The following is a 12,426-nucleotide window of genomic DNA, read 5'->3' on the forward strand; positions in this document are numbered from 1 at the left end:
TATATAGAAGGGCTTTTCTTTTGGGTGGAAGATCGGTCTCGAACCGACGACCTCCTGAACCACAATCAGGCGCTCTAACCAACTGAGCTACAACCACCATTTTAAGCGGAGGCAAAAATACTTTTTTTATTAATCCAATCAAAATAAATTGGCCTTTACCTCCAAAGAAATATTAAAGTTTCATGTTCAGGTAATTTACGAAATTATCACCTTGTGATTAAGGGTATTTATAAGCCTATATTCTTATATCTCATCATATTCCAATAAAACCGAATCAATACTGTCACAAGCGTTTTACCGATGAAATACACTATTTAACAGACAAAACACACATTTTTTAGCTGTTCACAACATTTAGTTCTTTAGAAAAAGCTACATAATTATTTTTACTAATCAAGATTTTGGCATCTTATGTCCCAACAGAACCTAACAATACCATTTAAAAACCTACCAAGGAAAATAGTCGTGCTTTTCGGTGTACTGCTATTTGCTTCCCATATTAATGCCCAAAGAGATAACAAGGATAGTGTTGAGTTTCGGTTAAAAAGATTGGAATCAACAAATCGTTTTAATCCAAAAGATACTACGCACATAAAATTACTCTCCAGTTTAGCTTTTTCTTATCGCTTTATAAATAACGATAGTTTACGCTCCATTTCTGAGCGTGTTTTGAAACTGAGTAAAGCAATAGATTATGTTCCTGGAAAAATTAAAGCATTAGAAGCATTGGGCAGTTACTACTCTGATGAGGGAGAACGAACAAATTCCAAGGACCTTTTTAAAAGAGCGCTCAAATTAGCCAAAGAAGTGGGTGACAAACGAGGAGAACTAAATATTATTAACGCTTTGGCTCATGACTATAGTTATGAGGGCAACTATGCCGAAGCGCTAAACCTGTACTTAATAGGTATTGATGTAGCAAAACAAATAGATAGCAAGAAAATGTTGTCCATTTTGAATGAAAATATTGCAAGCTTATATGCAGATCAAAGGGATTTTGAAAATGCGCTTATTTTTTACGACACGGTACAAGCGATGAACAAGGCACTCGGTAATGACATCATTCATGCCGAAACACAAAGCAATATGGCTTCTATGTACAAAGATGCAGAGAACTTTGAGTATGCCATGTTCAATATAAACAAGAGTATTGCAACTTTTGAAAAGCATAAGATTTATGATTGGTTGGCCTATGCCTATGAGGTAAAAGGGAGTATTTATTTAGAACAAGGCAAATACCAATGGGCACTATATTGGTACGATCAAAGTAGTTTGTTGCATAACCAGCAGCTTGATGATGAAAGAGAAGAAATTCAATTATTAAACGGAATGGCAAAAGTATATCTGGGTCTTGGTAGAGATAGCCTTTCCCAACAATATGCTGATAGGGGGTTGCAGTTATCCAAAAAAATAAAATCATTACAAGGCCAAATAGATTGCTCAGAAACTTTATATGAGTTACATAAGAACAAAGGAAATCATACTCTTGCTCTTACGTACCTGGAAATCTTTAAAAAGCTGTCAGATTCACTGTCAAAAGATAAGAACAAACAAAGTTTATCCTTATTAAAAACGAAACTGCAATATGAGCAGGAAAAAATGGAACTTATTGCAACAAATGATGCCGCATTGGCTAAACAAAGAAACTATATCTACTTCTCTGTTGCTATTTTACTCATATTGGCCGTAGTCACATTTATTGTTAGACGTAGTGAGCATATCCAGAAAAAATTGAACAGGGAGCTACAGGAAAAATCGGCTGTAGTAAGTGAAAGAGAGTCGCAGCTTAGCGAAATAAATAGAACAAAAACCAAGTTATTCTCTATAATCGGGCATGATCTTAGAGGCCCAATTGGTGCTCTACAAGGAATGCTAAAGTTGTTTACTGATGGAGAAATAGGTAAAGAAGAATTCTTATCCTTCATTCCAAAACTGAAAACAGATGTAGAACATATCTCCTTTGCCCTAAATAATTTACTGTCTTGGGGACAAACACAACTGAATGGAGTTGTTACTAAACCAAAAAAGGTTTCGCTGGAAAAACTGGTCAATGGAAACATGAGGCTATTATCAGAAGTGGCCGCAGGTAAATCCATTAAAATTATGAATCAATTGCCTGAAAACCCACTTATTTGGGCTGACCAGAACCAGATTGATATTGTAATCCGGAATTTGTTGAGCAATGCCATTAAATTTACACCAGAAAATGGATTGATTACCATTGAAGCCGAGGAGAAAAAGGACATCTGGCAGATAATGATTAGGGATACAGGTATAGGAATGAACAAAGAAATTCAGAAAAAAATATTCGCGAACACCTCTAATATTACAACCTACGGTACCAATAATGAACGTGGTACTGGTCTAGGACTTTCTTTATGCAAAGAAATGATTCTAAAAAATCAAGGGGAAATTTGGGTAGAAAGCGTATTGCGTAAGGGGTCTTCTTTTTACTTTACGCTTCCAAAAGCTGAAAAGAGCTATCAAAACGCCAGTTAGATCAAATCATCAAGGTTATCAACGGCCAAACACCGTTCTACCGTAAAACCTTCGGCATGCTCAACTCCTATTAATCTTCCCAAGTCTCTAGCCCTATAATTAACACTATCAATAAAGTTTTTGCTGCTTATCGGCGTAGCGGGTTCATCGCTCTTTGGGTCAAAAAATTGTGAACTATAAGCCAAAATGGCTTCAGTCTTTTTATCAATAAAGCCAGAAACATCCACAGCAAAATCTGGTTCTAAGTTTTTCCATTGAATAAAATGATATACCACTTTTGGGCGCCAAGCATCTTGCCACTTATCATCACCATCCATTTTGGTGTCAATCTTTATCAATCCACTTAAAAAGCACGCATCGCTTACTAATTTACTCCCTTTGGGGTGATCAATATGTCTATCATCAATAGCATTGCAGAGTACAATTTCCGGACGGTATTTTCGAATCATTTTAATAATCTCCATCTGATGTTCCTTATCATTAACAAAGAAACCATCAGCAAATTCCATATTCTCCCTAACAACGATTCCCAAAATTTTTGCGGCATTTGCTGCTTCTTGATCTCTAATTTCGGCTGAGCCCCGAGTTCCTAATTCCCCTCGTGTTAAATCTACTATCCCAACTTTTTTACCTCTAGAAACTTCTTTGGCAATAGTTCCGCCTGCACCTAACTCAGCATCATCTGGATGGGCGCCAAATACTAAAATATCTAACTTCATGAATGTCTTTATTATACAGGTACAGCCATTGATTTTACTTTGGCAATAGCTTGCTCAATATCTTGCACTAAGTCTTCAATTTCTTCAATACCTAACGAAAATCTTATAAGAGAATCCTTAATTCCTTGTTTCTGTCGGTCTTCTGCGCTCATTAAGGCATGGGATGTTTTGGTAGGTGACAGCACCGTACTCTCAATACCCGCCAAACTCATCGATGGTTTTATGAGTTTAAGATGTTTGAAAAACGATGAGGCATCAATATCGGAATTCAATTCAAAAGAGAGCATTCCACCAAAGCCTTTCATCTGTGATTTTGCTAAATTGTAATCAGGATGCGTATGCAAACCGGGATAATACACATTTTCCACATCACTGCTTCCCTCAAGATAGGTAGCCATCTTCATAGCGTTATCATTTTGGGCCTGTACCCTAATTCCCATGGTCTTGATACTTCGCTCCAAAAGCCAAACCGTATAATCACTTAGACTTCCTCCAAAGCAAATAGCGGATTGGAAAACCGTATCCATATATTCTTGCGAAGAAACTATAACTCCTGCGCAAATATCTGAATGCCCACCCATATACTTGGTAGCACTATGCAGAATCACATCTATTCCAAAATCAATTGGATTTTGATTTATGGGGCTTGCAAAAGTGTTATCAATCATGGAGATTAAACCATGCTTCTTTGCAAGTGCTGCAATTCCATTTAAATCTGTAATGGTCAATAGCGGGTTTGATGGGGTTTCTATATAAATAACCTTTGTATTGGGTTGGATTTCCTTCTCAAAATCTGCAACAGTCCATCCGTCGGTAAATGAATAGCTAATCCCATATTTTTCAAACTGCGTTACAGCAAAATTATAAGTTCCTCCATAAAGGGTCTGCTGTAACACAATATGGTCTCCCGCTTGTAAAAAAGCCATCAATGCAGTGCTAATTGCTGCCATTCCGCTACCAAAAATCATAGCAGCCTCAGCATGTTCCAAGGCTGCCAATTTCTTGCATAAAGCTTCTTGATTTGGAGTGTTAAAGTATCTTGGGTACCGTTTTACACCCACATCCTCAAAAGCATATGATGTACTCATATACAAAGGGGATACAGCTCCTTTATATTCTTTATCTTCTAGTTCGCCTGCATGCGTGCAGACCGTATTTACACCTTTTTTATCTGAATTCATAGTGCTAAAACTTTAGGTTAAAGATACGAAACCGCTTATACTTGGACCTGCTTCCACTTTCCTTTTTTGAACCATATAATGGCCATTACTGCCAATACAACTTCCGCTGCCGTAATAGCAATAAAAACACCTTTTGCTCCAAACCCAAATGTAAGTGCCGCCAAATAAGCCAAGGGCAATTGAAACATCCAAAATGAGAAAAAGTTGATTTTAGTAGGTGTTTTGGTATCCCCAGCACCATTGAATGCCTGAGTAACTACCATGCCGTAGGCATAAAAAACATATCCTATTGCTATAATCTGTAGGCAAAGTGCGCCGTTTTCAACAACACTAGGCGTTGCATTGAACCACGAGATAATACTCTTGGCAAAAATGAGATACACCAACGACACCACTCCCATAAAATAGGCGTTATACTTCCCAGTTTTCCAAACTGAGATCTCAGCTCTATCCGGTTTTTTGGCGCCTAAATTCTGCCCTACTAAAGTAGCTGCCGCATTACTCATTCCCCATGCAGGCATTAAGGTGAACATGATTACCCTAATAGCAATGGTATATCCAGCCAAAACCTCGCTACCAAATTCGGACATAATTCGCATGAGAAACACCCAGCTCGATGTTCCAATTAAAAATTGCGCAATACCTCCAAGCGATACTTTGACCAAATTGATCATGACACCAAGATTGAAGACCAAATCTTTTAGGACAAGTTTAATTTTACTCCAACCAAAAAACAAAATTCCCAATTGAAATAAAACAGCAGTACCTCGACCTATATTGGTCGCTATAGCGGCTCCCATTACACCATACTCAGGAACTGGACCCCATCCAAAAATAAATATGGGGTCTAAAATGATATTGAGTCCGTTAGACAGCACCAGTGTCCACATAGCGATGGAAGCATCACCCGCTCCTCTAAAAATCGCATTAATTAAAAACAACAGCATGATAGTGATGTTCCCCCCTATTAAAAACTTGGTGTACCCATACCCTTCTGCAATTAGGTCTGGTTCGCCTCCCATTAATGCCAATATTTCCTTGGCATAAAAGACTCCAACGACTCCTAAAAGAATGGAAATAATCACACCTAACCCAATGGCCTGTACTGCGGCCACTCTAGCACCTTGAACATCCTTTTCCCCTATTCTACGGGCTACAACTGCGGTTGCTGCCATACTCAAACCAATTGCAAGTGCATAAATTAGAGTAATTACAGATTCCGTTAGTCCAATAGTAGCAACTGCATTTACGCTTACTTGGGATACATATGCGATATCTACCAGCGCAAAAATGGATTCCATAAGCATCTCCAAAATCATGGGGATGGAGAGCATAAAGATTGCTTTTCGAATACTGCCAGAAGTAAATTCTGTTTCCTTGCCAGTTACAGCAATCCAGAAATAATTAAGGAATTTTTTAAAAGAAAATATATTTGAATTTGTCATTATAAAAGAATTATGTGTGAAAAAAGAATGGAAATGTCAGCCGTACCGAAAAAGTTTTCGGTTACTTTTTTGGCTTAAAGCCAAGGGTGACATCTATTGTGTACATAATTCTATAACTTCATGATGGGGACAAAGATGCTAAAAAAAATTATATTCTTCATATTAAGGCATCGAATTAATTCGAAAAAAGAAAATCATATTTTTATACCAAATCAAAAAATCATTGAATCCAAACTGCCAAAACTTTATATATGAGGCTTACTTTAGTATCATTATTTATCGGATTATTCATTCTTACTTCTTGTAAGAACTCAGCCAGTTCCATCAACACAGAAACTGCAATTAAGGAAAAGCCAACCGGGTATCAAGGCCAACAACCAAGTCCTATTGTACCCACAGTAAATAAACCAGTTCAGAAACAATGGAAAGGAATTTGGTCTTTTGATAGCGATAGTACTTTTTTTACCAATGATTTTGATGGTGCCCGCCTAAACGGGGTAGCTGCAGATGGGAATGATCATTATACCGTATGGATCACTGCAGAAAACACTCCTATTAATGTAAGTCCTTGGTATGCATTTAAAGTATGGACAGAAAATCCCAGAGACATAACGATTAAACTTTCCTATCAAGATTCCAGAAGTCGATATTATCCCAAAATAAGTACGGATGGGATACATTTTAAAAGCTTGGACAGTACTAATTTTAAGGCCATTAATCCAGGAGAAGGAGAATTTGGCATTAAAGCCGTACCGGAACTTGCAGAGTTGACCTTGTCCATTGGCAAAAATCCTATATGGGTGTCAGCACAAGAACTATACACTTCAAAACGGGTGAAAAGTTGGATTGATTCGTTATCTACAAAACCATTCATATCCAACTATGAAATTGGAAAGACCACAGAAAAGCGACCAATGCACCTGATGGAAATAAATGATAGTAGCCTTACTAAAAAAGCGCTGATGATTATCTCCCGACAGCATCCACCTGAGGTAACTGGTTTTATTGCTATGAAATCTTTTATTGAAACTATTTCCAGTGACACAGAACAAGCCAAAAACTTTAGAGAAAAACATACGGTTTTTGTGGTTCCACTTATGAATCCTGATGGTGCTGATAATGGGCATTGGCGTCATAATATGGGTGGAATAGACCTAAATAGGGATTGGCAAAATTTTAATCAACCCGAAACCAAAAGTGTTCGAGATTTTTTAAACAAAAAAAGCACTGACGGGTATGAGTTTGTCTTTGGAGCAGACTTTCATTCCACATGGGATGATATTTATTATCCTTTGGATACAACAGTGACGGGGGAAAAAGGCAAAATTGTATTTGATTGGATTGATAGTATTAGTGATAGACTTCCACAGAAAAAATCCAATGTGAAAGCTTCAGATAAATTGGATCCAACCATGGTATCCCGTACTTATTTTTTTGTGAAGCATCAAATGCCAGCCATTGTTTTTGAGCTGGGGGACAACACTCCAAGGCCGTTTTTAAAAGAAAAGGGAAAGGTAGCCGCAGAGGAACTCATGCGTCTTTTGCTAGAAACCGAATGAGAGATTATTTCGCATAATTGACGCGATATCTCCAAAAACTTACACCTCCTAAGATAAATACCCCAAGTACGGTATACCAAATAAAGCTAGGGGTTATCACTTGATCACCGCTAGCATAGCTATGTAGGCCTACCAAATAAAAGTTGACCCCAAAATAGGTCATCATAATACTGGCAAAGGCAATAATACTGGCAAAGCTAAAGGTCCATTTTCCACGCAATCCGGGCACTAGTCGCATATGCAATACAAAAGCATAAACCATAATTGAAATCAAGGCCCAAGTTTCTTTAGGATCCCATCCCCAATAACGTCCCCAACTTTCATTGGCCCATTGTCCTCCCAGAAAATTACCTATGGTAAGCATAACAAGACCAGTGGTCAAGGCTAGTTCATTGATCACTATTAACTCTTTTATATTGAGTTCCATGCGCTCCTTGTTCTTTTTGTTGGTAAGAATAATGAGTATCAAAGAAACAACACCTAAAATCATACCTACGGTCAAGGGTCCATAACTTCCCACGATAACCGCAACATGTATCATAAGCCAATAACTATCAAGAACCGGTTGTAAATTGGCTATAGCTGGATCTACCCAGCTTTGATGTGCCACTGCGAGAAGCAAAGCAGTTACAAAAGCGCTTGCAGCTAGAGTTAAATCACTTTTTCTTCCTAAAGCCAAGCCTATTCCCATAGTCGCCCAGGAAACGTATAAGATGCTTTCATAAGCATCACTCCATGGGGCGTGCCCGGAAATGTACCAGCGTAAAGCCAAACCGGCCGTGTGCCATATAAATAGGATAATTACTATTCCCTTAAATGCATATGCTGTTGCCTTCCAAATTTCTCTGTCCTTAAAAATTCGAAATATGAGAACAAAGAATAGAAATAAGCCAATCAGACCGTAGTACTTGTACAATCGATTGAAAATATCAAGTTTGTTGTAGATGATTTCAATCTCTACCTTTTTTTCATCGGGGAGTACCTCTGAACCATGGTTTTTCTGGTTTTGCTTAAAAGCATCCAATAATTTATCTGGTTGGGAATAATCTCCTGTTTCAATTGCAGTTTTAAGCGAGCCCAAATAATAGGGCATTGAATTTTTTATAAAATTGGCATATAGAGAATCCGCCACTTGGTATTGGCCAGAACGATACTCAATAGCAGAAATCCATTTGTTGTTTTCATCATTGAGCAAAGGAAATATTTTAACTATCTGTCCACTTAAAGCAATGTTCAAAAGGCTAAGCCGCTCCCCTACCTTTTTAAAATCTTTTTCAAAATTGGAAGGGTTGGTCGTTGAAGTTGCTTTCTCCAAATAGGGTTGCAACTTATAGGTCCCCTTTTCATCAAAAAAATCCGTGGCCTTTACATATTTTGTTTTCTTGGGGACATCAATAATACTACGAAGGCTGTCGTTCTCTTTTTTTCCAAGTGCTATGAACTCGGTGTTGTACCAAACACCTGGATTCATCATCATGGAAAGAAAGACTTGATTTGCCGACAAATCGTTGTACGTGTTCTTTCCGCTCAACCTCCGAAGCAGCTCAGAAGCAAAGGTGTGGATGGGTTTCATTCTACCCCCTTCATCTTGAATAACAAGAGCTCCAAAGTTTTCTGCATGCTCTTCTTTAACAATGGTAGTTTTAATAATGGAATCTACCTGTTCTTGTGTAGGAAGATTAGAATGTTCGTGATTTTTTGAATCATCTTGCTGAGAAATAGCCAAGGAGGTAGACAAGAAAAAAGCAATTGTAGCCAAAGTGGCTTTTTTCGCCTTAATTTTCTCCAAAGATTTTTGAAGGTCACGAAAACGGGTTTTTCCAAAGAACATAATGCCCATTAACCCTAGATAAAGTAAAAAATAACCAATATAGGTAATCCATGTGCCCCAAAAATCGTGGTTAACAGATAGCACTGTTCCTTTTTCATCTGGATGAAAACTGGATTGAAAAAAGCGGTATCCTTTATGGTCCAAAACGTGGTTCATGAAGATGTCATAGTCGAACGAGCGATCATCTTCCACGGTAATTTTGCTCATAAAAGAGGCATAGCCTGCCTCGGTGCCGGGGTATTTTTCTGCGATAAAGTCATTTAATTGAATAGCAAAGGGGAGCTCATGTACTTTAGAGCCATAACTCAATGAAAAGTCCAGGCCACCAACTTTAATTTTATCTGAAAAGTTAGAAGTGCCCTTTCCTCCCAATAATTTTTGTTCTATAGTTTCCCCATTTGCAGTAATCGATACTATCAGTGCATCTTGAGTGGCCTCGGTAATCTCATTTTCAGGAACCTTAACTATCCCGTAGCTGCCCTTAACCAAAGGTTCGGGGATTACAAACTGCATTCCAGCCATGGTATATAGAGAGCGTAACTGCAGCGTTTGTAGACTGTCATTTACCAACTGGCCTTGAAACTGATCAGCCATGCGCATGAAATTTCCAGGAAAAGGAGATTTAATTTGATAGCCGTCATTAGTTGTGTAAATATTTATCGCTCCATCGGTTTCATTGTTTAGTGAGAAAAGTACATTGTGTATACTGGCAATCTTTCCACTTTCCAAATAATGTTCATGGCGTTGACCATCTCCAGCTTCTACTATTTTAAGATACTCATTGCCCTGTTCATCTGGAACTAATCCTTCTTCGGCACCTGCGATGAAATCAATATAATTAATAGTAAATGGTTCACCATTGAAATCAGATTTCCAAGGCAGGCTAGAACGCATTCCCTCCGCTGTAATAAGCAAGTCATCTTCTAAAACCTTTCTCTTGGTTTCTCCATTTATTTCACCATCCACAAAGGCAGTCAAATAGGTCTTATCAGAATAGAATCTATTTTCGGTTTTCCCTTCTCTAATAGGCATCATGCCTTCATAACTGATATACCTTGTTACAAAAGCACCAATAATGATTAAAATCCAAGAAAGGTGTAGTATCAATACTGGCCATTTTTTCCAGCTCAGCAGTTTGTATCTAAAAATATTGCCTGTGAAATTTATGACAAAGAACACCATAATGGCTTCAAACCACGTGGCATTGTAAATGTAAATTCTAGCCGTTTCAGTACTATACCAGCTTTCTACAAAAGTTCCTATGGCCATCGCAGTAGCAAAAACCAAAAAAAGAACGGCCATAAGTTTTGTAGAAAAAAGGGTCTTTTTGAGAATCTCTATCATCAAATTTGGAGATGTATTTTCAGCTTGCAAAATTAAGCTATTTAAAAGAGAAATTATGCTCAAAAGTCCAAAAGCCTTGTCAATTTGTCAACTGCTTTTTATCTGATTATATGGATTAACATATAGTCAGTGTTTTTTGAATGGATTGTGAGCTGAATGTAATGATTGTCATGCTTGAAGTACGGCATCCATAACGTTATCCGTGATGCGATCACATTTGCTAAAACCAAAACCAAACACATCTTCCTTGTTCGCGGTAAGTTCATATAATTTTTCTTTTAGCATGTTTTTAGCCCTATGTAAGCGCACCTTCACATTGGCCTTGGTAACACCAAGACACTCCGAAATTTCATTTATGCTCATTTCCTCAATTTCCCTGAGCATGTATACTGTACGGTATTTGGTGTTTAAAGAATCAATTGCATCCTCCAATAGCTGTTTTGCTTCGTTTCTTATAATTCTTTTTTCTGGATTCATTTGGGTCTTATCTGGTACTTCCAAAACAGTATTTTGCTTTATCTCTGCTGACTTTTGGTACAAATCAATAATCTTATTTTTTTCCTTTAACCTGGCCAGAGATTCATTAATCCCAATCCTTATCAACCATGTGGAATATGAGGAGCTTTGCTTAAACTGATATAATTTCTCAAACGCTTTTAAGTAGGTGTTCTGCATAATGTCTTCAACCTCTGCAGCGTCCTTAATGTAACTTCTTATAACACGAAACAGCTTTTGATTGTTTCGCCTTAAAAGAATCTCATACAATTCCTTTTCTCCAGAAAGGATACGCTCGACAATCTCCTGCTCGGATATTTTATGATTGTTAAAATCGTTTATCCTTCGTATTTCCATTGCACCCTGTTTTCGCTTTAGATAGCATTTCCCAGAAATAGTTACAAAATTTTGTAACCTTTTTCACCATCCCTTATCTAAAGTTAAAAAATATAAAATCCTAAAAATGATGAATTCAAATGTTGAATTGGTAAAATCCATATTAAAATACACCTATGGACTTGTTCCCATTATTGCAGGCTTTGACAAGTTTGCTAATGTATTGACCGATTGGGGTCAGTATCTCTCACCAGGGTTATCCGAAATTATTCCAATGGAAGCAGGCACCTTTATGATTATTGTGGGAGTTATAGAAATTATTGCTGGTATTCTTGTTTTTCTTAAACCTAAAATCGGTGCACTGGTCGTAATGGGTTGGCTTACAGTCATTGCGGTTGTTTTGATTTCAAGTGGTCATTTTATCGATGTTGCTGTTCGAGATTTGGTAATGGCAGTAGGTGCATTTTCTTTAGCCAAATTATCCGATTCAAACCCCGCATAACATCTCTATATGCTTGACGGCGCTATTAAAAATGTAAGTTTTGATGCATCATTTTTTTGTTAATACCCTGAAAATGATTAATTTAAAAGAAAAAAATTATTATGAAAATGGACAGAAAAACTTTTATCCAAAAATCAACGGGTGCCCTACTTGTGGCATTACCTGTGTATTCAATTTTAAGCTGCTCTGGTGATGACAGCGCGAACGGAGACCCTACCATTGACCCAAGCTCTAGGGATTGTGCAGCAAATGGCGCCAATGCCATTGCTATTAGTAGTAATCATGGACATACACTAACAGTACCCAAAGCAGATATAGATGCTGGTGCTGAAAAAGAGTATTCCATTCAAGGTGGATCAGGACACAACCATAAAGTGAAGTTGACCCCTGGGAATTTTGCCTCTTTAAGAGAGAATAATCAAATTACCATTGAGTCTACTACTGGAGGAGCGCACAGGCATGATGTTACAGTCGCTTGTGCCTAACACCATTTACTTTATTTAAAGCCGCCAACT

The 12,426-nt window shown here is 37.7% G+C and carries 9 protein-coding genes and 1 tRNA gene; 4 read left to right on the top strand and 6 right to left on the bottom strand.

The genetic code is table 11. From position 1 onward, the window contains the following. Window positions 1-22: 22 nt before the first annotated feature. Window positions 23-98 (bottom strand) — tRNA-His (locus FVB32_RS15185). Window positions 99-411: 313 nt separating this feature from the next. Here FVB32_RS15185 and FVB32_RS15190 point away from each other — a divergent pair. Continuing rightward, window positions 412-2,499, top strand: a complete 2,088-nt coding sequence (locus FVB32_RS15190) for a tetratricopeptide repeat-containing sensor histidine kinase (RefSeq protein WP_147744680.1) — start codon at window positions 412-414, stop codon at window positions 2,497-2,499. On the opposite strand, the gene bshB1 is transcribed toward FVB32_RS15190, so the two are convergent. Genes bshB1 through FVB32_RS15205 form a run of 3 tightly spaced genes read right to left on the bottom strand, consistent with a single transcriptional unit; the run spans window position 2,496 to window position 5,844 of the window. Beyond that, a complete protein-coding gene (gene bshB1, locus FVB32_RS15195; protein WP_147744681.1) occupies window positions 2,496-3,218 on the bottom strand; it encodes a bacillithiol biosynthesis deacetylase BshB1 in 723 nt (240 codons plus the stop codon). The two genes, FVB32_RS15190 and bshB1, sit on opposite strands and share 4 nt — an antisense overlap. A gap of 11 nt (window positions 3,219-3,229) precedes the next feature. Further along, window positions 3,230-4,399: a trans-sulfuration enzyme family protein gene (locus FVB32_RS15200; protein WP_147744682.1), complete on the bottom strand. Its 1,170-nt coding sequence runs from the start codon at window positions 4,397-4,399 to the stop codon at window positions 3,230-3,232. 35 nt (window positions 4,400-4,434) lie between these two features. Next, a complete protein-coding gene (locus FVB32_RS15205) occupies window positions 4,435-5,844 on the bottom strand; it encodes an MATE family efflux transporter (RefSeq protein ID WP_147744683.1) in 1,410 nt (469 codons plus the stop codon). A gap of 251 nt (window positions 5,845-6,095) precedes the next feature. Between FVB32_RS15205 and FVB32_RS15210 the strand changes: the two genes are divergently transcribed. Next, entirely contained in the window at window positions 6,096-7,403 is a 1,308-nt protein-coding gene (locus FVB32_RS15210; RefSeq protein ID WP_147744684.1) for a M14 family metallopeptidase, read from the top strand. Window positions 7,404-7,407: 4 nt separating this feature from the next. Here the strand turns inward: FVB32_RS15210 and ccsA are convergent, their stop codons facing one another. After that, on the bottom strand, window positions 7,408-10,578 hold the full coding sequence (gene ccsA, locus FVB32_RS15215) for a cytochrome c biogenesis protein CcsA (protein ID WP_147744685.1): 3,171 nt from the start codon (window positions 10,576-10,578) through the stop codon (window positions 7,408-7,410). A 168-nt stretch (window positions 10,579-10,746) separates the two neighbouring features. Next, the gene (locus FVB32_RS15220) at window positions 10,747-11,430 is read right to left on the bottom strand and encodes an RNA polymerase sigma factor (protein WP_147744686.1); all 684 of its coding nucleotides are present in this window, start codon (window positions 11,428-11,430) and stop codon (window positions 10,747-10,749) included. 106 nt (window positions 11,431-11,536) lie between these two features. On the opposite strand from FVB32_RS15220, the gene FVB32_RS15225 reads away from it, so the two are divergent. Together FVB32_RS15225 and FVB32_RS15230 are read left to right on the top strand one after the other, a co-directional pair. Further along, window positions 11,537-11,911 carry a hypothetical protein gene (locus tag FVB32_RS15225; RefSeq protein ID WP_317132217.1) on the top strand — a complete coding sequence of 125 codons (375 nt, stop codon included), beginning with the start codon at window positions 11,537-11,539 and terminating at the stop codon, window positions 11,909-11,911. Between the two features lie 107 nt (window positions 11,912-12,018). After that, window positions 12,019-12,396 carry a hypothetical protein gene (locus tag FVB32_RS15230; protein ID WP_147744687.1) on the top strand — a complete coding sequence of 126 codons (378 nt, stop codon included), beginning with the start codon at window positions 12,019-12,021 and terminating at the stop codon, window positions 12,394-12,396. Window positions 12,397-12,426 lie beyond the last annotated feature (30 nt).

The sequence above is a fragment of the Flagellimonas hymeniacidonis genome (genome assembly GCF_008040165.1).
Lineage (GTDB): Bacteria > Bacteroidota > Bacteroidia > Flavobacteriales > Flavobacteriaceae > Flagellimonas > Flagellimonas hymeniacidonis.